Origin of the sequence: Clostridium estertheticum (assembly GCF_018861295.1) — a bacterium.
Taxonomy (GTDB): domain Bacteria; phylum Bacillota; class Clostridia; order Clostridiales; family Clostridiaceae; genus Clostridium_AD; species Clostridium_AD estertheticum_D.
Genome location: NZ_JAHLDM010000018.1, coordinates 67,567 through 91,518, shown reverse-complemented (window position 1 = coordinate 91,518; position 23,952 = coordinate 67,567). Strand labels below are relative to the sequence as shown.

Below are 23,952 nucleotides of genomic sequence, written 5' to 3'. Positions count from 1 at the left end.
TTGAAAATAGGTGTTTTATCACTTCAAGGAGATGTTATCGAGCATATAAATCATATTACAAAACTTGGTCATGTTGGGATAGAGGTTAAAAAACTTGAAGATATGGACGGGATAAATGGAATAATACTTCCTGGTGGTGAGAGTACAACAATAGGTAAACTTTTAAGGGAGACAAAAATGCTTATACCTCTAAGGAATAAAATACTTTCAGGATTACCGGTATGGGGAACTTGCGCTGGTATGATTTTACTTGCTAAAGCTATTGAGGGCGAAATAGATGGACATCTTAAAATTATGGATATAAAAGTAAAAAGAAATGCCTATGGAAGCCAAATTAATAGTTTTAAAAGAGAGGTTATAATTAGTGAAATTTCAAGTGAGCCTTTGCCACTAGTTTTTATACGTGGACCAGTAATTACAGAGGTGACAAGTAATGTAAAAATAATATGCAAGGTTGATGATAGGATTGTAGCGGCAAAACAAAATAATATGTTTGTTACAGCTTTTCATCCGGAACTCACAAATAACTTAGAAACTCATAAATACTTTATAAATATGTGCAAATAGAACAATATATATAAATTATTATTAAAATTAAGCATAAGGCTAAAAAATATGACTTAACATTATTCCCATACATAATCATTTTCAAACTTGTTTGAAAATGGTTATGTATGGGATGTTTTTTTATGATATAGTAAGTTACTATAAGTTATAAATTAATTATTGCAGGGGGAAAATAAGGAGTGAAAAATGATTTTAATTTATCTCAATATATGAACAATGGAATTGAAAATGTAGTAAGGGGTGTAGTGAAAGCATCATTTAGAAACCCAAAAGAAACATCATTTGTATTAAAATATGTATTATCAAGCAAGGAAGCCAAAGAAATTGGTGTTTCTTTTATACTGCTTGCAGGTGGTGAGCCTTTACTAAGAAAAGATGTTATAGAAAAGGCATCGGAACTGGAATTCTACTAGGAGAACATGATGGCGGGTGCATTCTTTTTGAAAAAGAAAATAAGGTTAAAGAATTACTCAATATCAGCAGATAATATTATATTAAAGGACATTTAGTATCAATGAAAAATCAGGATAACCAATACGCATTCCAAATAAGGGGCATTTCTCCACATGGAGTAGATAAATAAATTTACACTTACAAAATTTAGTAGTATATTATATGTAAGAAACCTTATAAAATTACTGGAGTGTGAAGGTTATGTATAAGCTTTTAATTGCTGATGATGAACCAAGGATTAGGAAGGGGTTAAGAAATGCCTTAAATTGGAATGAGTTCAATATTGAAGTGGTTGGTGAGGCTGAAGATGGTGAAATAGCATTAAATCAAACAGAAAAATTAAAACCTGATATAATCTTTTTAGACATATGTATGCCATTTTTAAATGGTTTGGAGCTTATTAGAAAATTGAATGAAAAAGACCAAAATTGTATTATAATAATAATAACAGGATATGATGAGTTTGAGTATATGCATGAGGCACTGAAGCTAAAAACATTTGATTATCTTTTAAAACCAGTTCCAAAAGAAGTGCTTATAGACACAGTAAATAAAGCAATACAAGAAATAAGAAAGAATGAAGAGAAAAAAGTATATTTGGATTGGGCGGACAGAAGATTAGACGAGAATTTTGATATGTTAAAACAAGCTTTTTTAAATAATTGGTTAAATGGAAGTTATGAATACGTGGAAATATTAAATGAGTTAAAATTTTTCAAATATAATTTCGATGCTGACATAGAAGTTGTAGTAATTAAAGTGATAGAAAGGTTAAACCATGAGGTATACTCAAAAAACTGGGATAGAGAACTATTAAATTTCGCATTATCTAATGTTACACTTGAGTTAATGAGGAAAGTTAAGCCAGAAATAACATATACTGATGAAGATAATAACATTGTTATAATTAGTAATGTTATGAATGCTTACGATTGGTTAAACATAGCGAATGAAATTGAAAATAAAATATATTATTATTTACACTTTACTGTAATTATAGAACACAAAAGGAGCCTAAGTGGTATCTCGGGGGTAAAAAACACGTATAATGAAATTATTGCTAGTATAGATAAAATAGCTGCTTATAAACCTATAGTGCTTTTAGCTACTAGATATATAGACACCAATTATAGTGTAAACGATTTAAGCTTAGGCGATGTAGCAGAGAAATTTAATTTAAGTTCTTCTTATTTAAGCAAATTATTAAAAAAAGAAGCGGGACTTTCTTTTATTGATTATCTTACAAAGTATAGAATTAATAAATCTATTTGTATGATGGATGATCCTAAATATAAGATTTATGAAATTGCTGAAGCTGTAGGATATAGTAACCAACATTACTTTTGCAAGGCATTTAAGAAGATTATGGGGTTTGCCCCAACAGAATATAGGGGGAGGAGTATATGATTGATTAAATACATTAGAGCAAAAGGTATGTATTTATTTGTGTTAGTCCTTATTATTGCTAGTTCAGTAATTATTATTAAATCAATTTGCATAAAAAAATCTGGAGGCGTGGAATTTGTTATTGGAATGTCTCAAGCAAATTTGACAGAGCCTTGGAGAATTTCTATGAATGATGAAATAATAGAGGCGTCAAAAAAATATAAAAATATAAAAATTGTGTATAAAGATGCTGGAGGAGATACGGATAAACAAAAAAAAGATATAAATGAACTTGTAGATGATGGTGTGGACTTATTAATTGTATCTATAAATGATTCAAATAAATTGACACCACTAGTGAGACAAGTATATAAATCAATGCCGGTAATAGTTCTTGATAGAGCTGTTGAAGGCTATGATTACTCATTATATATTGGACCAGACAATGAAAAAATAGGTACACAAGCAGGAAATTTTGTTATAAATTTAATTGGACAAGGTAAAGGTAAAGTTATCGAGGTTCAGGGTTTATTAGATTCTTCACCTGTTATATCGAGGAGTAATGGCTTTAGATCGGTTCTCAAAGATCATAAAAATATTGAAATATCTAACACCATAGTTTGTAATTGGCAAAGAGATGAAGCAGAAGATAAAGTTACGCAGGCTTTACAAGGAGATAAAGACGTAAATGCTATTTTTGCACATAATGACTATATGGCATTAGGGGCTTATAAAGCTGTTTACAAATTAGGGCTTAAAAACATAAAAATTATTGGGGTAGATGGTCTTACTGGAGAAAATAGTGGATTAGATTTGGTTTCTAAGGGAATTCTAAGTGGTACTTTTACCTGTAAAACGGGTGGAAGCGAAGCTGTAAATTATGCAATGGATATTTTAAATAAAAGGAGTGACATACCAAAAAAAATAATATTAAAGAGTGATAAAATTACTGTTGGAAACGTAAATCAATATTTAAATAATAAATCAAAGAATCTAGTGGATAATAAAGGCATAGTGCTGGGGTATGCTCAATTGATGTCAGAGAGTAGATGGAGAGATGCAAATGCAAAATCAATTAAAAATGCAGCAAATGATGCCAGTATTAATTTAGATTTTAGAGAAGAAGGTTATACCCAAAAGGATCAGAAACAATTAATTAGAGAACTAATAAAAAAGAGAGTGGATATAATTGCATTTTCACCTTTTGTGAAGACTGGGTGGGACGATGTTTTATTTGAGGCAAAAAATGCAGGTATTCCGGTGATTTTATGTGATAGAAGTGTTGACTCAGATGATTCGCTCTGGACTTGTAATATTGGTTCAGATTTTCAGGAGGAGGGACGACGTGCTGCAAGATTATTAATAGAACACTTTAAGGATAAAGAAGCAAATATCTTCGAACTTAAAGGAAATATAGGTTCAGCTCCTGAAATTGAAAGAGAATTAGGATTTAATGAAGTAATTAAAGACCATCATAATTATAAAATAGTAGCAGAAGGTACTGGAAACTTTAATATTGATGAGGGAAAGGAAGTAATGAAAAAATTTCTTAACTCAAAGCATCAAAAAATAAATATGGTATTCGCTCTTAATGATGATATGGCACTTGGTGCTATTGACGCTATAAAAGATGTTGGACTTACTCCAGGAAAAGACGTTATTGTTATTGGAATAGATGCTACTAAGCAAGCATTACTTTCTATAAAAAAAGGAGAAATGTACAGTACTGTAGAGTGCAACCCACTACTCGGCCCTCAATTAATGAAAACTGCTCAGCAAATAATGGAAGGCGTTGAAGTTCCATTGAAAATAGTAAATGCTGAGGATGTCTTTACAAAAATAAATTCAGCAAAAGAATTTAATAATAGGAAATATTAATATAGCTCTGCAAATGCAGAGTTATATTTTTTTGTTTCAAATAGTGTAAAAAATAGCTGATTAGTGCAAATACAGTAATGTAAAATAGATATATAATACTTGTAAACGATACAATGATATTATTAGAGGGGGTTTATTAATGAAAAACAAAAAAATTATTGCATTTTTATCTGCGGCTATTCTAGTGACTACAATGTTTGCTGGATGTGGTACTAAGGCTACAACTGATGGGGCGAAAGCGACGCCAACTGCAACTGATACTTCAAAGAAAAAAGTTATTGGATTTGCTCAGGTTGGTGCGGAAAGTGGCTGGAGAACAGCAGAAACAGCTTCAATAAAAACGATTCCAACTTTAGATCCAACATTTGAATTAAAATTCTCAGATGGGCAACAAAAACAAGAAAACCAAATAAAAGCTATTAGATCTTTTATAGCACAAAAAGTTGATATTATTGCTTTAGATCCAGTTGTTGAAAATGGTTGGGACACAGTATTAAAAGAAGCAAAAGATGCAAAGATACCAGTAATTATAGTAGATAGAGGTGTAAAGGTTTCAGATCAATCTCTATATGCTGGATTCTTAGGATCAGACATGGAAGCAGAAGGAAAAAAAGTGGCAAAAATATTAGTAGACAAGTTTGGGAAAGATGCAAAATTAAATATAGCTGAAATCCAAGGAACTGTTGGGTCAAGTGCTATGGTTGGACGTCAAAAAGGCTTTAAGGAAGGTATTGCAAATTGCCCGAATTATAAGATCGTAAAATCACAAACTGGCGATTTCACACGTGCAAAGGGTAAAGAAGTTATGGAAGCTTTCATGAAATCAGATGGAAAGAACATCAATGTTCTATTTTCACATAATGATGATATGGCTATAGGAGCAATTCAGGCCATTGAAGAAGCTGGAAAGAAACCTGGAAAAGATATATTTGTAGTAGCAGTAGATGGTATTAAAGAATACTTTCAATTTATGGTAGATGGAAAAGCAAATGCAACTGTTGAGTGTAATCCGCTACTTGGACCACAATTATTAGATACTGCAAAATTAATTTTAGCAGGTAAACCAATAGATAGATGGGTTAAATCAAAAGAAGGTGTATTCACCGCAGCTCAAGCTGCTGCAGAGTTACCAAACAGAAAATATTAATTTGTAAATTTTAATATAAGAGCAGGAATGTTATACAGTATCCTGCTCTTATATTATAAATAGATTTTTCTATATCCATTTTAAAAGGAGGGAAAAAAGGATGGAAGATAACAATGTAGTTTTAAAAATGGAAAATATATGTAAGACATTTCCTGGTGTAAACGCTTTATCATCTGTAAACTTTCAGCTTGCAAAAGGTGAAATTCATACTCTTATGGGAGAAAATGGAGCAGGAAAGTCAACACTAATAAAAGTTCTTACTGGTGTGTATAAAATAGATAAAGGAAAAATAATATTAAATGGAAAAGAAATTTTTATTTCTTCTACTAGAGATGCACAAGAACATGGCATAAGTACAGTGTATCAAGAAGTTAATTTGTGTTTCAATCTTACTGTAGCTGAAAATATTTATATTGGCCGTGAACCTATGAAGAATAAGAGTATTAATTGGAATGAGATGAATAAAAATGCTACAAAACTATTAGAGGAAAGATTGAATTTAAAAATCGATGTCAAAAAAACATTATCTACTTATTCTGTTGCTATACAACAAATGGTTGCAATTGCACGTGCGGTGGATATTTCAAGGGGTATATTAATATTAGATGAACCAACATCAAGTTTAGATGCAAATGAAGCAAAACAATTGTTTGTTGTAATGAAAAAATTGAAATCAGAAGGAATGTCAATCTTATTTGTAACTCATTTCCTAGATCAAGTTTATGAAATCTCAGATAGGATTACAGTACTTCGAAATGGAGAATTTGTTGGAACTTATGAGGCTAAAAATCTTACTCGTATTGATTTGATTTCTAAGATGATTGGAAAAGATATTGGTGAAGTAGAAAAGTTAAATAATACTTTTAAAAATACTACTAGAAAACTTAGTGGAGAGAAATTAATCGAAACACATCAATTTGGGAAAAAGGGTACAATTGAACCCTTTGATATAGATATTAGAAAAGGAGAAGTGCTTGGACTAGCTGGCCTTCTAGGATCAGGGAGAAGCGAAATTGCAAGGCTGATTTTTGGTATAGATAAATCAGATCATGGTACCATTGAGATTAAAAAAAAGAAATACTCTTATATTTATCCTAAAAAAGCAATTTTAGATGGTTTTGGTTTCTGCCCTGAAGATAGAAAGGTAGAAGGTATTGTTGGACAATTAACTATTAGGGAAAACATAATACTAGCTATTCAGTCTAGACGTGGGATAATTAAATATTTGTCAATTAAAAAGCAACAGGAAATAGCTAAAAAGTATATAGATTTATTGTCTATTAAAACACCTAGTATGGAACAAAGAATTGATAATTTAAGTGGTGGAAATCAGCAAAAAGTAATATTAGCAAGGTGGCTTGCTACAGATCCCCAGCTTTTGATTTTGGATGAACCTACAAGAGGCATAGATGTAGGTGCAAAATATGAAATTGAAAAACTTATTGCTAAGCTCGCGAGTGAGGGGGTAACTATTTTATTTATTTCCTCAGAACTTCAGGAAATAGTAAGAAGTTGTGATAGAGTGCTTGTGCTCAGAGATAGAAAAATCATTAAAGAACTAATTGGAGAAGATATACAAGAAGAAAATATTATGCAAGCAATTGCAGGGAGAGGGTAAAAACAATGCACAAAATTAAAGATATATTTAAAAAGTTTTATGCAATGCAGATCTTTTGGCCAGTAGCATCTTTAATTGTATTAATATTTTTGAATTTTGTAATTAGACCTGGCTTCGTAAGTATTAATATTAGGGATGGTCATTTATATGGAAACCTAATTGACATAATTAATCATGCAGCTCCACTTATTCTTATATCCATTGGAATGACCATTGTTATTGCCACGCAAGGGATAGATATCTCTGTGGGATCTATCATAGCTATTAGTGCTTCTGTTTCAGCATCTGTTATTGTTATGAGTGGTAATGTACCTCTTGCTATACTTGCTGGTATATTTGTTGGACTTATTTGCGGTATGTGGAATGGTATGCTAGTAGCGTACATAGGAGTACAACCCATGGTCGCTACTTTGATTTTGTATATAGTGGGTAGAGGTATTGCACAGTTAGTAACAGGTGGACAAATATTAACATTTACAAATAAAACTTTTATTTTTATAGGTACTGGTTATTGGGTTATACCTTTTGCAGTATATATAACAGTTTTAGTTGTAGGGATTGTATTTTATTTAATGCGAAAGACTGCTCTTGGATTATTTGTTGAATCTATAGGAGTGAATAACAGTGCCAGTAAATTTGCAGGTATTAATTCTAAAAGAGTAATTTTTTCTCTATATGTAATTTGCGGTATTTTGTCTGGAATTGCTGGAATTATTATATGTTCAAATATAAAATGTGCAGATGCAAACAATGCAGGGTTGTGGCTTGAATTGGATGCTATTCTTGCAACAGTTATCGGAGGAACATCGATGGCAGGGGGAAGGTTTTATATAGGTGGAACTGTTATAGGTGCATTATTTATCCAAACATTAACAACCACAATTTATAGTATGGGAGTACCACCAGAAGTTACCTTAGTTGTAAAGGCTGTTGTCGTAATTGTGGTGTGCTTAATTCAAACTACAGAGTTTAGGAAAATCTTTAACGGAAGATTAGTTCATAATAAAAATAATCTGAAAGCAAAGAAGGTGGAAAGAATATGAAACAAGTTAAGATTAGAAAAGAAAACTTTAAGTTAAACCCTGCGTATATTTCTATTTATGCTACGATAACTCTATTTATAATTATGTTTTTAACTGGTTCGGTGTTATATGATGGTTTTTTCTCAGCACAGGTATTATCAAATTTATTTATTGATAATGCGTATTTAATTGTTATATCCATTGGAGAAACATTCGCAATACTCACAGGTGGAATTGATCTTTCTGTGGGTGCTATGATCGCTTTCACAAGTATGATTTGTGCAGACCTACTAAGAAAAGGTGTGAATCCATTTATTGTTATGATTTTTGTTCTGGTAATAGGTGTTGTTTTTGGTACAGTTCAAGGATATTTAATTCAAAAATTCAAACTTCATCCTTGGATTGTAACACTAGCAGGAATGTTTTTTGCTAGAGGTTCAAGCTACCTTATTAGTATAGATACGATAACTATAACTAATCCAGTTTTTACTAAGATTGCTGCTTTTAGAATACCTGTTTTACCAGGAACGTTTATCTCTATTAATGTAATAATAGGTTTACTTATAGTAGCAGTAGCAGCATATACACTTAAATATACAAAATTTGGCAGGACTGTTTATGCAATTGGTGGAAGTGAAAATTCTGCAATGCTTATGGGACTTCCAGTTGCAAAAACAAAAATTTTGGTATACACCCTATCTGGATTTTGCTCTTCATTAGGAGGATTGTTATTCACAATATATACGCTTTCAGGTTATGGGCTACATTGTAATGGGACTGAAATGGATGCCATAGCAGCTTGCGTAATAGGGGGTATACTATTAACAGGAGGATCTGGATACCCAATAGGACCAATGTTTGGTGTGCTAACTACTGGAATTATTCAAAGTTTAATCATGTTCGATGGAACATTGAACTCATGGTGGACAAAAATTGTAGTTGGATTACTGTTATTTATCTTTATTGTTCTTCAAAGGGTAATTGTAATAAGTAACGAAAAGAAAAAGACAGTAGCAATAGCATTGAAAGTTTAGCTGTAATTAATACCAAAAGAAGTATTTAAAATTTATTTTTAGATACTTCTTTTTCATGTCGTGTCTAAAGAGTAAGGTAGAGTTAACACAGAAAGATTTTAATTTAAAAATTGTTATCTATGTAATTATTGTACAAACTGTGATTTTTGGTTATGATGGTAATGAAACTAATAGGAGGAGAGAAGATGAACAAATTTGTAAAAAAATTCCTTGATAGAAGTATAAAATATAAATTGTCTTTTTATTTCTCCTTAGTAATTTTAATACCGATAATTACTATTTCTATTTTAGGAAATTTGTTATATAAAAATTCAATTACTAATCAACAAAATGAAAATATAAAGCAAATGGTAAGTCAAATAAGTAATAATATTGATTTTTATATAAAAGATACAGAAAATATAATTAATTATTTATCTGAGGATCCAAGAATTCTAAGCTTTCTGGGTAATAATACTAACAGTAGTGGTATGGAAGGGGCATCTAAGGCTATAAATAGTTTTACTACATTTCATTCAGAGATAGCCGGGATAATGATAGTTAAACAAGATGATACATTTGTAAGTGATGTTATGGGCAGAATTTCAAGAGATGCACTTACAAAAGAAAAATGGTACTTGGATGCATCCAAAAACCCCATTACTATGCATCTTTTTAGTAAACCTGTAGGTAGAAATATTAATAATGTTTTTCAATACAGTGCTGATGATGTGGTATCGATGTCAAAGGCTGTAGTTGATAAGAAAACAGGTAAATGTATTGGTGTAATTCTCATAGACATGAAACTAGATATTATAAAAAGTGTAATAGAACATGCTAAACCTGCAAAAAATGGATTTGTATATATTGTAGATAATAATGGTGAAATAGTATATTCACCAGTTAATAAAATAGTATATAGGATAAAAAGTGAGTGGACTGATAACTCAAGTGGTGAAATTTTAATTAAGAGAATTAAGGAAAATGATTATAAAATAATTCATGGGAATTCAACCTATACAGGGTGGAAAACTGTTGAAGTATTTCCTCTAAATGAAAGTCTAAGGGTCATAGATTCTTTAGTATATTACTCTATAATAATTGCTATAATTACTTTACTTATCGCGGAAATATTGGCAACATTTTTCACAAAGTCTATAGTACGGCCTATTTCAAAACTTAAGAGGCTTATGAAAAAGACTGAAGAAGGTAATTTCAATGTGGTTTTTAATAGTAAATACGATGATGAGATTGGTGAACTTGGAAATGCATTTAATAATATGGTTAGAGAAATCAAAAATCTAATTATGTTAGTAGAAACGGAAGGTAAAAAGAAGAGAAAAGCTGAAATAAGTATATTACATGCTCAAATAAAACCACACTTTATATATAACACGTTAGATACAATTCAATGGATGGCGCAAGAACATGATGCACAGGATATAGTTGATATAACTTATAATTTAACTAATCTTTTAAGAATTGGATTAAGTGCTGGGGAGGAGAATATTAAAATATCTCAAGAAATTAAACATGTGGAAAGTTATTTATTAATTCAAAAAATTAGGTATGAGGATAAACTTAATTACGAAATTAATATGCAGAAGGAAATATTAAATTTAAGTGTAATAAAACTAATATTACAGCCAATTGTAGAAAATGCAATTTATCATGGTATTAAGGAAAAAAGAGGTAGTGGTCATATTAAAATAAGTGGTATGATTGAAAATGAAAAAATTTGTTTTATAATTCAGGATAATGGTATAGGCATAGCAGATGAAAAATTAATGAAAATAAATGAAATGTTAAAAGGTAAAACAATATCAAACGATGTGATTGGATATGGTATTTTCAATGTAAATGAAAAAATAAAATTGACATATGGTGAAGAGTTTGGGTTGGAATATCATAGTATTTATGGAGAAGGTACTACGGTGGTATTGTGGCATCCAATTATAAAGAATTAAGGAATATATGACAATGCAATTTTTATATGTATTTATATTTGAATCTATATTCCATTTTTATTTTCAGAAATCTTTTTAAAATCACTTGAAAAAGTTTAGTGAAACGATTACAATATAGATATAAAATATAGAAAAAATAAACTCTTAGGGGGTATAAATATGTCTTTTTTAGGAATTGATTTAGGTACTTCTTCAGTAAAAATTATAATTATGGATGAGAGTGGCAAGGTAGTAAACACTACTACTAAAAATTTTGAAATAAGTTACCCACATGTAGGGTGGGCAGAGCAAAATCCAGATGACTGGTGGGATGGCACAAAAGAAGGTATTAAGGAGATTATTAAGCTAAGTGGTTTAAAATCAGATGAAATAAAAGGAATAGGATTTAGCGGACAAATGCATGGTTTAGTGATTTTGGATAAAGATAATAAGGTATTAATGCCTTCAATTTTATGGTGTGATCAAAGAACACAAGAAGAATGTGATTATTTAAATAATGTTATAGGGCAGGATAAACTTTCTAAATATACAGCTAACATGGCATTAACCGGTTTTACTGCACCTAAGGTATTATGGGTTAAAAAACATAAACCAGATATATATAATAAAATATATAAGATGATGTTGCCAAAAGACTACATAAGATTTAAACTTACAGGGTTGTTTGCAACAGATGTGTCTGATGCCTCAGGAACTTTAATGTTTGATGTTGAAAATAGAAAATGGTCTAAGAAAATGTTGAACATTTTAGAAATAGATGATGAAGTTTTACCTAAAGTATTTGAATCCTATCAAGTAACGGGAAGAGTATGTGATGAAGCTGCAAAGTCTACTGGACTTTCAACGGAAACATTGGTAGTTGCAGGGGCTGGAGACCAAACAGCAGGTGCTGTTGGGACAGGTACTGTTGATAGTGGTGTAGTTTCTGTGGCACTTGGTACTTCTGGTGTGGTATTTGCTTGTGACAAAAAGTTTTCAGTAGATAGCGAGAATAGATTACATTCATTTTGCCATGCAAATGGTAGATATCATCAAATGGGAGTTATGCTTTCAGCAGCATCATGTTTGCAGTGGTGGAATGATAATATAAATCTAGATACAAAGGAGAATTCTTTTGAAGTCTTACTAAAAGAGGCTGAAAATTCAGTTGCAGGTTCTAAAGGATTAATTTATCTCCCATATCTTATGGGAGAGAGGACGCCTTATAGTGATCCTGATGCAAAAGGGGCATTCATAGGTTTAAATATAACTCATACAAGGGGTGATATGACACGTTCTATTCTTGAAGGAGTATGTTTTGGTCTTCGGGATTCTTTAGAAATTTTAAAGAGTATGGGCATAGAAGTAAAAGAAGTAAGAGTAAGCGGTGGTGGTTCGAAAAGCACGCTTTGGAAGCAAATATTAGCAAGTGTATTTAATTTAAAAGTTAGTTCAATAAATTCTAAGGAAGGGCCTGCATATGGAGCAGCAATTTTGGCAGCGGTAGGGTGCGGACTTTATGATAATGTTGATGATGCTTGCAATTCATTAATCAAGATAACAGATACTATTATGCCAATAGCAAAAGATGTGGATAAATATGATAAAACATATAAGGTTTATGCTTCACTTTATGGTTGTTTAAAAGATAAATTTAAAGAACTAAGCGAGTTGGATTCTAAGGAAGACTAGGTAGGATGGGTGATTTTTTGAAAAAGTTTAAGATTTTAGATCAAGAAACTATTAAACAAATAAACAAGAAGAATATAATACATCTTTTATATAAAAAAAGTCAGATTACAAAACAGGAAATAGCAAAAGAACTTCATATAAGCATCCCCACAGTAATTAGTAATGTAAATGAGCTTATAGAAGAGGGGTACTTGGATGAGGCAGGAGTAGCTGAATCTACAGGTGGAAGAAAGCCGATTATTGTAAGATTTTTATCAGATGCTAGATACTCATTTGGAGTTTGTATAACTCCTAGTAAAATAAGAATCGCATTAATTAACCTTAAGCTCCAGATAATTAAAGAAGAAGAATTTAAATTATCAGAAGACATTGAAAGTATAGATATAATAATGGATAAAATTAAACAATGCATAGATGAATTAGTTGATAGTTTTAATATACCAAAGTATAAGATAATTGGTGTAGGTTTTTCGCTTCCAGGTACTGTGAATGAAGAGAAACTACTTTTGGTAAATGCACCAAATCTAAAATTAAATAATATAGATTTTAAAAAATATGAAAAACTATATGATTATAAATTTTTTATCGAGAATGAAGCAAATGCAGCAGCTTATGCTGAAACATTTTTGAATCCTGATAAAGTTATAAAAAATTTAGTTTTTGTATCTATAACAGAGGGAATAGGTGCAGGCGTAATGATAAATGATAATCTTTACAAGGGAAATAATAAGCGTGCTGGTGAGTTTGGTCATATGACTATAGTAAAAGATGGAAAACAATGTAATTGTGGAAAAAAAGGATGCTTTGAACTATATGCTTCTGAAAAAGCATTAATAAACAAGTATAACGAGGAATTTAGTGTAGAGGATAAAAATTTAAAAGAATTTTTTAGACTCACTAAAACGGATGAAAAGGCAAAAGAAATTCTCTATAGTTATATTGATTATCTTGCAGAAGGAATTAAAAATATCATTTTAATAACGGACCCTGAGGAAATTATAATAGGAGGAAAAATTGCCTACTATGAAGAGTATTTTAAAAAACTTTTGATGGAGAAGGTTTTTGAAGAAAACAGTTTTTACACTAAAGGAGAATGTTCATTATCATTTTCAAAATTAAAAGAAAACGCATCAATACTAGGTGCAGCGTTAATGACCATGCAAGAAATATTTTTTACAAGTAAAAAAATAATATAAATACTACATTTATATTATTTTATATCATTACAATAGTTATGTGGTATATAATAGAATAAATTGTTTTATACAAACAAATATGAAAAGTTATTTGATAGACATATAATATATAAGAAGGGAAGAGTGAACTATGAGTATAAAAAGAAATTTTGGAATAATAGATGGAAAGGAAGTATATCTTTTCACTATTAAAAACTCAAAGGGTATGAAAGCCGAGGTTAGTAATTATGGAGGAACATTGGTATCATTAAAGGTTCAAGGAAGTAATGGCAAGTTTGATGATGTAGTTTTAGGCTACGATACATTAGAAGATTATAGAAAGTACAACTATTTCTTTGGAGCAACAATTGGGCGAGTTGCTAATAGAATAGGAACTGCAAGTTTTGAAATAAATGGAACTAAGTATAATGTAGCTAAAAATGAAGGCGAAAACCATATACATGGTGGAGTAGTTGGTTTTGATAAAAAAGTGTGGGAAGAAAAACTTGGATCAAAAGATACGAGTGATAGTATAGAATTATCTTACCTTAGCGTTGACGGCGAGGAAGGATATCCAGGAAATCTTAATGTATCTGTTAAGTTTACGGTTTCTGAGGATAATGAATTAAAAATAGAGTATAATGCTATCTCTGATAAAGATACGATAGTAAATCTTACTAATCATTCTTATTTTAATCTATCAGGTCAGGGCTCAGGAGATATTTTAAAACATAAGGTTATGATTAATGCTGATAAATTTACAAAGAACAATAAAAATGCTATACCTACGGGCGAAATAGCCGATGTAAAGGATACTCCAATGGATTTTAGAGAGTTAACATATGTGGGGGAGAATATATCAAGCAGTTATGAACAAATTGTGTTTGGTAATGGTTATGATCATAACTATATAATTAATACTACTGGTAAAAAACTTGAAAAGGCAGCCGAAGTTTATGATGAAAAAAGTGGGCGTGTTATGGAAGTTTATACAACTAAACCAGGAGTACAGTTTTATACAGCAAACTTTCTTACAGGACTAGAGCTAGGAAAAGGTGGCGCAACATATAATAAAAGAGACGCTTTATGCCTTGAAACACAATATTTTCCTAATGCTATTAATACTAAGAATTTTGATTCACCAATACTTAAAGCAAAACAAAATTATGATCATAAAACAATATACAAATTTTCAGTAAGGTAAGAGTATTTTTTTATTGAAAGTGAATTTCAACCTATATGAAAGGGTGAGATTCACTTTTTATTTTTTTGTATAAATTCCAATGTAATGTAGCATTTCTATAATTTGTATGATATGCTTTACATGTAAAATTCAAGACAAATTAAATAAATATTTATTATAAAAGAAAGCTTTAACATGATATATACGGAATATAGAAAGGAAGTGAGTATTTAGTGTGTTTGTATACTTATAATACAATGCTCACTAAATCTAAAAAATGGATAATGAATTTCCAAATGCTCGGAAGATATTGGGCTGTTTATTAGAAAATTTGGAGGAAGGAATTCAGGTAATAGACTGTGAAGGCAGAACTATATATTACAATGGTGTTATGGGAAAAGTAGAAGGTGTAGAACCTATAGAAGTAATAGGTAAAAAGGTTAATGAGTATCTAGAGGATGTAAAAGAGGATGAGTCTACACTTATGAACGTATTAAAGTCTGGTGAAAAAATAGTAGATTTAATACAACATTATGGTAATGGATACAAGAAAAAAGTGACTACTATAAATACTACTATTCCAGTAACATTAGAAGATAAGATTATAGCAGTGATTGAAATAGCTAAAGACATGACTCAGTTAAAAGAGTTAACTGAAAACATTTGTAAATTACAAAATTCAGATAAAAAGATGAATGGACATTACACTTTTAGTGATATTTATAGTGATAATTCTGTTATGAAAAGTATTATAGAAAAGGCTAAAAAGGCTAGTATATCAAGTTCATCAGTACTATTATATGCTGAAACTGGTTCAGGAAAAGAAGTTTTTTCTCAAAGTATTCACTATTGTGGTTTAAGGAAAGATAAGCCGTTTATACCTATAAATTGTGCAGCTATTCCGGCTCTATTGTTAGAAGGAATGCTCTTTGGCACGGAAAAGGGAAGTTTTACAGGAGCTGAGAATAAAAAAGGATTGTTTGAAGAAGCAAATCATGGAACCATTTTGTTAGATGAAGTTAATTCACTGGAACCGTATCTTCAATCTAAACTTCTAAGAGTACTTCAAGACGGTTATATAAGGCCTATTGGAAGCACTAAAAGTATATATATTGATGTAAGAATAATAGCCACGTTAAATGAGGAACCACAAAAACTTATAGAAAGTGGTAAATTAAGAAAAGATTTCTATTATAGGTTAAGTGTGCTGAGAATAGATATTCCTCCGTTAAGAGAAAGAAAAGATGATATTATTTTATTTGTAGAAAAATTAATTGAAAAATATAATAAAATCTTAGGTAAAAATATAAAAGGTATAGATGATAATATGCTGATAAAACTTAAAGAATATAGTTGGCCAGGAAATATTCGTGAATTAACAAATGCTATTGAAGCTGCAATGAATATGGCAGACAATAATTCGATTTTAACAGAAAATTATTTTGATTCTAGAATTGTATATGAAAACAACCAAAATCCTTGCGATGTTTTATCAAATTTAGATGTAAAATTTAATTTAGAATGTTATATGAGTAATATTGAAAAGGAAATAATAGAAAAAATATTAAAAAGAAATAATTATAATGTTAGTAAAGCAGCTAGAGAACTTAGTATTTCAAGACAAAATCTTCAATATAAAATAAAGATACATAAAATAATATAAGTTTATTAAAATAAGCAAGATTATTTGCTATACCTGCAAAACATTTTGCAGGTATAGTTAACTTTAGAAGAGACTGAATTTACTGGGAATTATTAGTTAAAACTTTTTATTATAATAAAACATGCAGAATATTTTGCAAATAAAAAACACACGTATTTAAGCAATGGCTTAAATACGTGTGTTTCTATTTGGCATGATAATTGCTCCTATTAAAATAAGTATATTAATAAAATGATTTAATAATAATTTTGATTTTGGGAGGTAAAATTATGATTAAAAAAGGTACTTGGGTCGAGATAGAAGAAATCGTTTTAACACCAGAAGATAGAGCTAATAACATTCCTGATGAGACAAAGAAAACTCCTCTTAAATGCTGGATACGGGGAAAGTGCCTCAGTGATTGTGAATTAGGAAATGAAATGCAAGTTGAAACCAATGTAGGTAGAATTGCTAGAGGAATAGTCGTTCAAATAGAACCAGGATATTACCACACATATGGTAAGTATGTTGAAGAAATAAGTAATATAGGAAAACAAGCTAGAGAGATGATATCTCAGTAAAATAATGAATTTAAATCTATTTTAATAGGAGGTTATGCATCGTGAATAAATATGAAAAGCTTATGTCTAGAAAGAATACTATAATTCTAAAATCTATAGGGATAGATTATAGTAAATATGAAACTGGCAAAATTTCATTTGATTATGAAGCTTTGATGAGTGATGTTGAATATTCGTTTGAAGAAGTTAAAAGAATTCAAAACGAGGTGGGAGTAGGAAATACTCCACTTCTAGAATTAAGAAATATAACAAAACTTGCAAGAAAGGTGTCAACGACTGGACATGCGGCTAGAATATTTGTAAAAGATGAAAGTGCTAACCCATCCGGAAGTTTTAAAGATAGAAGAGCGTGTGTATCTGTATTTGATGCAATGAAGAGAGGCTACACTGGCGTAGGAGCAGCTACTTCAGGTAATTATGGAGCCGCAGTTGCATCTCAAGCAAATATACGTGGTCTTAAATGTATAATAGCAAACGAATGTTATGATTCAAGAAAAGTAGGGCAACCAGAGATATTAGAAAAAGGAAGAAAATGTGAAGGATTTGGAGCAGAAGTTGTTAGACTTTCTGTAGGTCCTGAATTATTTTATACTTACCTAAAAATACTTGAAGATACAGGTTATTATAATGCTTCACTATATTCATCTTATGGAGTAGCAGGGATTGAGACATTAGGTTATGAGATAGCTGAGCAGTGCAGAGAAAAATTAGGGAAAGAACCGGAGGCTGTTATTATAACTCATGCAGGTGGTGGCAATGTTACGGGTACGGCAAGAGGGCTTATTAGAGCTGGTTCTACAAAGACAAAGATAATAGGAGCATCAGTTGATCTTTCGGGTCTTCATATGGCATCTGATATAGACTTCAACAAGAAATCGTTTACTACAGGGCATACAGGATTTGGGATTCCATTTATGACGAATCCTGATAGGTCAGATGTACCTAGAAGTGCGGCTAGACCTTTAAGATATTTAGATAGATATGTAACAACTACTCAGGGTGATGTATTTTGGATGACTGAAATATTAGCACAGCTAGAAGGACTTGAGCGAGGGCCAGCAGGAAATGTATCCTTAGTAGCGGCATTTGCAATTGCTCAGGAATATGATGATGATGCTATCATAGTTGTTCAAGAGACTGAATATACGGGAGCTGGGAAACATTTATTACCTCAACTTAATTTTGCTAAAGAAAATGGAATTAAAGTTTGTGTTGGTGATCCAAAGGAGCAAATACCAGGTGAGAATATAGTAATTCCATCTCATCCATCAAAGGTGAAAGTTACCGATATCGATATGGAAGGGTTAAAAAAATCATATATGAAAAATGTAATTAAGAAATTAGGTGAGAATAAAGCGCAGCAGGTTGATATTGAATATTTGTCATTGGAAACAAAGTTGCCCAAAGAAAAAATTGTAGAAATATTAAAACAACATAACGTTGAAATATGTTAGGAAGGGGGTATTTAATTTATGAAAAGAGAAGATGATTTTGAAATAAGAAGAGAACATTTAAAAAATTTAACAAATGATCAATTGTATGACAGATTTTGGAGTCTTACAAATCAAGTCGTAAAACCTATGGTTGATTTAGCATATACTCATACGTCACCAGCTATTGAACGGTCTGTAGTACTTAGAATGGGTTTTTCTAGTTTGCAAGCTCAGCCCATAATATCTTATGGAACTAAATGGAACTTACTTGGCAAGGGTATAGGAAATGTTATTTTAACTTATGCAAAGCTTAAAAATATAGATTATATTAAAGCAGGAGTGGAACTTTCTAAAGGAATAGGCTGGGATGTCGTATCTGAAAAAATGAAAGGAAGTGACAACTAATGCAGGAAAAGTTAGAGGAAAATACAAAACTTAATGTAGAAGAAATATTAAAGGATCTAGATAAGTATGAGCCTAAATGGAGAGGCTGGCATTGGAGAGAAAAAAACGAAACTGGAAAAGTTGGTGAATTCACATATCATGAAATATCAGCACCATTAAAGAAGAGTCAGCCTCTTCCAGCAGCAAGGAGTTTTGGAAATATAGATCCACAACCAAGAGCAACTATTACCACAGAAATTGCTTCAGGTAGATTTGAAGATGATATAAGAAGAATGAGAATGGCAGCATGGCACGGTGCGGATCATTTAATGGTTATTAGGACAATGGGACAAAGTCATTTTGATGGGCTACTCGAAGGAAGTCCAGAAGGTTTTGGTGGGGTACCAATAACTAGAAAAGAAATTAGAGCAACAAGAAAAGCTATAGATTTAATAGAAGAAGAAGTGGGTAGAAAGATTAATTTTCATTCCTATGTATCTGGCGTTGCAGGTCCAGATGTAGCAGTTATGTTTGCAGAAGAAGGCGTTAATGGAGCTCATCAAGATCCACAATACAATGTGCTTTATAGAAATATTAATATGGTTAGATCATTCGTTGATGCTGCAGTTGCAAAAGGCATCATGGCACATGCTGGAATGCTTCAAATAGATGGAGCACATAATGCAAATGCAACAGCTATGAAGGGTTATAAGGTAATGCCAGAACTTATGGTACAACATGCTATAAATTCTTGTTTTTCTGAGCTTGTTGGAATGAAACCAGAAAATATTTCTTTATCAACAGTACCTCCAACATCAGCACCAGCACCTTGTATGAGATATGACTTGCCTTATGCAGTTGCTCTAAGGGAGTTTTTCAAAAAATATAAAATGAGAGCTCAAATGAATACTAAATATATAGAATCTTGTGAAAGGGAAGCTACCGTAGGGCATACTTTGAATCTTTTAATATCTGAGTTAACATCAGCAGATATTCAAAGTACAATAACTCCTGATGAAGGACGTAATGTTCCTTGGCATTATAATAATATTCATGCTATTAACACAGCTAAACAAGCATTTATAGGTATGGATGGATTAATGGATATGATAGAGCTTAAGAAAACAGGATATTTAAGAGAAAAGGCAAGAGAAATTCAGGAAAGAGCTGTTTTGTTCTTTGAGGAAATATTAGAGGTTGGTGGATACTTTAAAGCTGTAGATTCTGGATTTTTTATTGACTCAGGTCAGTACCCAGAAAGAAATGATGATGGTATTGCAAGAAAGATTCTAGGTGGAGATGCAGTTGGGACAATAGTTAAGAGAGAATCAGATTATTTTGCACCTGTTTGTGGTCATTTTGGATACAATAATGTTCCCAAAGAGTATAAAAAACCTTGTGATGCTATTGATGAATGTACCTTGTGTAATCATTCTAAAATTATATACATCGATGAATTAGATGATAACGATAATGTATTTAAGAGAATGGAAAAAGTTAAAGAAGATGGTACTATAATTCCTGAAGTTCAATGGGCAAAAGATGGGTATGTAAAGATCACTTTATGTATACCGGAAAATGAACAGATTAGTGAGGCAGCAGCCCTTGAAATGGGCAAGAGAATGAATTTGAAAAATGTAGAAATTGTTCATAAACAAGTGTTACAAAAGGCGGAAGGAACCCTCGTTGAAATAAAAGGGGTATGTGATTTTACACCTATAAAACGTGATGAGTTAGTTCTTCCAAAGAGAAGAAAATCACTGTCAGATCAACAAATGAAAGATTATGTAAAGCAGCATCCAATAAAGGTTGTTGCAGCAACTGTTGGGGAAGATGAACATTCAGTTGGAGTTCGTGAAGTTATTGATATTAAACATGGTGGAGTTGAAAAATTTGGTATAGAAGCAATTTTCCTTGGAACTTCGTGCCCAATAGAAAAACTTGTAGATGCAGCTATAGAGTCAAAAGCTCAAGCTATACTCTGTAGTACAATAATTAGTCATAATGATGTTCATACAAAAAACATGAAAAAACTTAGTGATCTTTGTATAGAAAAGGGAGTAAGAGATAAGATTATACTTGTTTCAGGTGGTACACAAGTAACAGATGAAATAGCTAAAGCAAACGGCATGGATGTTGGTTTTGGACGTGGATCAAATGGCACCTCTGTTGCATCATTCATAATTAAAAGGTTAATGGGTCTTCCTGATAATGAAGAAGAGGAAGAGTAAAAGGAGTGTGATTGCTTGTGAAGGTAGATTATCTAGTTGCTGAAATAGGTAGTACCACCACATTGGTTACAGCATTTAACGTATGTTACGATGAGGCAGGACAGGTTTTTGTAGATATACCTTTTCAAGGTAACAGTTGTACTACAGTAACAGACGGTGATGTAACTATAGGATTAAAAAATGCAGTTAAAGATATTGAAAATCAAATACATGAACCAATCACGTGGGAAAAGATGTTAGCAACATCTAGTGCGGCAGGTGGGCTTAGAATAACTGTTCATGGTCTTATGGAGCACATGACTGTTAAGGCGGCAAGGGAAGCAGCTCTTGGCGCTGGTGGCATAATAAAAATGGTTACTGCTGGGAAAATGAGAAGGAGTGATTTAAAGAGGATACATGATATAAACCCTAATATGATAATGATTGCTGGAGGCACGGATTATGGTGAGAGGGAAACAGCTCTTTATAATGCAGAACTTATAAGTGCTAAAAAATTTAGTATTCCTATTGTTTATTGTGGAAACAGCGAAAATAGAGAAGAAATAAAAGAAATATTTGAAGGGCAAGAAATTTATTTAATAGATAATGTTTACCCAAGTGTAGATATTTTAAATGTAGAACCTGCAAGAAAAATAATACAAGAAGCCTTTGAAAAAAACATTGTAAAGGCACCTGGAATGAGTAAAATAAAAGAAATGGTAAATGGAAGCATAATGCCAACACCAGGAGCAGTTATGGAAAGTTCAAAACTTTTGTATGACATAATAGGAGACTTAGTAGTTCTTGATGTAGGGGGTGCTACTACCGATGTGCATTCTGTTACAGAGGGAAGTAGCGTAGTTTTAGATATGCTAATAAATCCTGAACCAAAGGCTAAAAGAACTGTAGAAGGAGACCTTGGAGTTTTTATTAACAGTAAAAATGTAATCGATTTACTTGATGATAGGGACTTAGGTGAATTTAGCACTGAATATATAAAAGAGCATATAAAACCTATACCAAAAGATAAGGAGGATGTATTTGCAAGTAGATTGCTAACAAAGAAAGCTATAGCTGTTGCAATAGATAGGCATGTAGGATTTATAAAAAGAAAATATGATGGTGACAGTGGGTTTGTAGCCTATGGTAAGGATTTATCTGAGGTTAAATATATAATAGGTACCGGTGGTGCACTTACAAGGCTTCCAAAGGGAGAAGAATTGCTTTTGAAAATAAGGTACTTAAAGGATGAAGTTACAATGTTACCTAAAAAAGGTGCTAAAGTAATAATCGACAAAAACTATATTATGGCTTGTGCAGGAGTTTTAAGTAGAGAAAACAAAGAAGTAGCGAAAGCCCTATTAATTCAAAGTCTAGGGATAACAAAGGATATGGAAATTAATGATGATAGATTTGAGTCAAATTTAAACAAATAATATATATTTGGATTGTTAGTTAGTATTATTTGTAAAAGTTTAAAATAAGGGGAGTATCTATATGGGAAAAAAATATCCTTGTATGGAAGTGGATCTTAAAAAATTGACTCACAATGTAAAAATAATATTAGAAATGTGTAATAAAAAACAGATAGATGTTGTGGCGGTAACTAAAGTATATTGTGCTCAAATGCCTATTGTAGAAGGTATACTTGAAGCTGGAGTATCTATGGTTGGGGATTCTAGAATTTTAAATTTAAAAAAGTTAAAAGATTTAAATTGTAAAAAAATGCTGCTTAGAATTCCAATGATAAGTGAAGTTTCTGAGGTTGTTAAGTATAGTGATTGTAGCTTGAATTCAGAAATAGATACAATAGAGAAGTTAGCAAAAGCTGCAAAAGAATTAAATAAAATCTATAACATTATATTAATGGTAGATTTAGGGGATTTAAGAGAAGGAGTATTAGTTAATGATGTAGTTTCTATTGTCAGTAAAATAGTAAAATTAGATAATATTAAGCTAATAGGCCTTGGAACCAATGTTACTTGTTACGGTGGAGTAATTCCGGATAGTGAAAACTTAGGTAAGCTTACAAAGTTAAAAATTGATATAGAAAAAGGGTTTGATTTAAAATTACCTGTAATTTCAGGAGGAAACTCTAGTAGTTTATATATGGTGATTAATGATACAATGCCAAAAGAAATTAATCAGCTTCGAATTGGAGAAGCAATAGTTCTTGGTAGAGAAACTTCTTTTGGGAAACCAGTGCCTAATTGCTATGATGATGCTTTCATACTCAGCGGTGAAATAGTTGAAATAAAGAGCAAACCAACGGTGCCAACAGGTACTATAGGAATGGATGCGTTTGGACATATTCCTTCTTTTGAAGATAAAGGAATAAGAAAAAGAGCCATTATAGCATTAGGAAGACAAGATATAAGAGTAGAAGGGATAACTCCTTTGGACAATGACATAAGTATTTTTGGTGCAAGTAGTGATCATCTGATTTTAGATGTTACTGATAGTAAAAAACAATTAATAGTGGGGAGTATAGTGGAGTTTAAAATAGATTATGGATGTTTACTTAAGGCAATGACATCCCCTTATGTTGAAAAGTATTATAATAATTAAAAATTAGTTTGCATTATATGAAATTAAATATTAAAATTTTAAGGAGGAATATAT

Annotated in this window: 19 protein-coding genes; all 19 read left to right on the top strand. The window is 31.3% G+C overall.

The window, feature by feature from the left end; all coding sequences use genetic code 11:
- The 19 genes from pdxT (at position 1) to orr (ending at position 23,898) form a co-directional block, all read left to right on the top strand.
- Positions 1 to 567, top strand: a complete 567-nt coding sequence (pdxT, locus tag KPL54_RS16955) for a pyridoxal 5'-phosphate synthase glutaminase subunit PdxT (RefSeq protein WP_216107683.1) — start codon at positions 1 to 3, stop codon at positions 565 to 567.
- Positions 568 to 746: 179 nt separating this feature from the next.
- Positions 747 to 980, top strand: a complete 234-nt coding sequence (locus tag KPL54_RS16950) for a hypothetical protein (RefSeq protein WP_253203534.1) — start codon at positions 747 to 749, stop codon at positions 978 to 980.
- Positions 981 to 1,221: 241 nt separating this feature from the next.
- Positions 1,222 to 2,427 (top strand): response regulator transcription factor, encoded by a 1,206-nt coding sequence (locus KPL54_RS16945; protein WP_216107682.1) that lies wholly within the window; start codon positions 1,222 to 1,224, stop codon positions 2,425 to 2,427.
- Positions 2,428 to 4,284, top strand: a complete 1,857-nt coding sequence (locus tag KPL54_RS16940; protein WP_253203533.1) for a substrate-binding domain-containing protein — start codon at positions 2,428 to 2,430, stop codon at positions 4,282 to 4,284.
- A gap of 139 nt (positions 4,285 to 4,423) precedes the next feature.
- Positions 4,424 to 5,431 carry an ABC transporter substrate-binding protein gene (locus tag KPL54_RS16935; RefSeq protein ID WP_216107681.1) on the top strand — a complete coding sequence of 336 codons (1,008 nt, stop codon included), beginning with the start codon at positions 4,424 to 4,426 and terminating at the stop codon, positions 5,429 to 5,431.
- Between the two features lie 100 nt (positions 5,432 to 5,531).
- The gene (locus tag KPL54_RS16930; protein ID WP_216107680.1) at positions 5,532 to 7,049 is read left to right on the top strand and encodes a sugar ABC transporter ATP-binding protein; all 1,518 of its coding nucleotides are present in this window, start codon (positions 5,532 to 5,534) and stop codon (positions 7,047 to 7,049) included.
- A gap of 5 nt (positions 7,050 to 7,054) precedes the next feature.
- Entirely contained in the window at positions 7,055 to 8,092 is a 1,038-nt protein-coding gene (locus KPL54_RS16925; RefSeq protein WP_216107679.1) for an ABC transporter permease, read from the top strand.
- On the top strand, positions 8,089 to 9,105 hold the full coding sequence (yjfF, locus tag KPL54_RS16920) for a galactofuranose ABC transporter, permease protein YjfF (RefSeq protein WP_216107678.1): 1,017 nt from the start codon (positions 8,089 to 8,091) through the stop codon (positions 9,103 to 9,105). The genes KPL54_RS16925 and yjfF overlap by 4 nt, the downstream gene beginning before the upstream one ends.
- Positions 9,106 to 9,290: 185 nt before the next feature.
- The gene (locus KPL54_RS16915) at positions 9,291 to 11,051 is read left to right on the top strand and encodes a cache domain-containing sensor histidine kinase (protein WP_216107677.1); all 1,761 of its coding nucleotides are present in this window, start codon (positions 9,291 to 9,293) and stop codon (positions 11,049 to 11,051) included.
- 159 nt (positions 11,052 to 11,210) lie between these two features.
- Positions 11,211 to 12,722, top strand: coding sequence for a xylulokinase (gene xylB, locus KPL54_RS16910; RefSeq protein WP_216107676.1), 1,512 nt, complete (start codon positions 11,211 to 11,213; stop codon positions 12,720 to 12,722).
- A 17-nt stretch (positions 12,723 to 12,739) separates the two neighbouring features.
- Positions 12,740 to 13,918, top strand: a complete 1,179-nt coding sequence (locus KPL54_RS16905) for an ROK family transcriptional regulator (protein WP_216107675.1) — start codon at positions 12,740 to 12,742, stop codon at positions 13,916 to 13,918.
- A gap of 130 nt (positions 13,919 to 14,048) precedes the next feature.
- Positions 14,049 to 15,101: an aldose epimerase family protein gene (locus tag KPL54_RS16900; RefSeq protein ID WP_216107674.1), complete on the top strand. Its 1,053-nt coding sequence runs from the start codon at positions 14,049 to 14,051 to the stop codon at positions 15,099 to 15,101.
- A gap of 289 nt (positions 15,102 to 15,390) precedes the next feature.
- Positions 15,391 to 16,743 carry a sigma-54 interaction domain-containing protein gene (locus tag KPL54_RS16895; protein WP_253203532.1) on the top strand — a complete coding sequence of 451 codons (1,353 nt, stop codon included), beginning with the start codon at positions 15,391 to 15,393 and terminating at the stop codon, positions 16,741 to 16,743.
- 269 nt (positions 16,744 to 17,012) lie between these two features.
- Positions 17,013 to 17,303 carry a 2-amino-4-oxopentanoate thiolase subunit OrtA gene (gene ortA / locus KPL54_RS16890; RefSeq protein WP_216107672.1) on the top strand — a complete coding sequence of 97 codons (291 nt, stop codon included), beginning with the start codon at positions 17,013 to 17,015 and terminating at the stop codon, positions 17,301 to 17,303.
- Positions 17,304 to 17,344: 41 nt separating this feature from the next.
- Positions 17,345 to 18,757, top strand: coding sequence for a 2-amino-4-oxopentanoate thiolase subunit OrtB (gene ortB / locus KPL54_RS16885; protein WP_268037496.1), 1,413 nt, complete (start codon positions 17,345 to 17,347; stop codon positions 18,755 to 18,757).
- A gap of 18 nt (positions 18,758 to 18,775) precedes the next feature.
- Positions 18,776 to 19,141: an ornithine aminomutase subunit alpha gene (locus KPL54_RS16880; protein WP_171296737.1), complete on the top strand. Its 366-nt coding sequence runs from the start codon at positions 18,776 to 18,778 to the stop codon at positions 19,139 to 19,141.
- Positions 19,141 to 21,351 (top strand): D-ornithine 4,5-aminomutase subunit OraE, encoded by a 2,211-nt coding sequence (gene oraE / locus KPL54_RS16875; RefSeq protein ID WP_216107671.1) that lies wholly within the window; start codon positions 19,141 to 19,143, stop codon positions 21,349 to 21,351. Before KPL54_RS16880 ends, oraE begins: the two co-directional genes overlap by 1 nt.
- Before the next feature lie 17 nt (positions 21,352 to 21,368).
- On the top strand, positions 21,369 to 22,766 hold the full coding sequence (locus KPL54_RS16870) for a GlmL-related ornithine degradation protein (protein WP_216107670.1): 1,398 nt from the start codon (positions 21,369 to 21,371) through the stop codon (positions 22,764 to 22,766).
- A gap of 61 nt (positions 22,767 to 22,827) precedes the next feature.
- A complete protein-coding gene (gene orr, locus KPL54_RS16865) occupies positions 22,828 to 23,898 on the top strand; it encodes an ornithine racemase Orr (protein WP_216107669.1) in 1,071 nt (356 codons plus the stop codon).
- Positions 23,899 to 23,952: the final 54 nt, after the last annotated feature.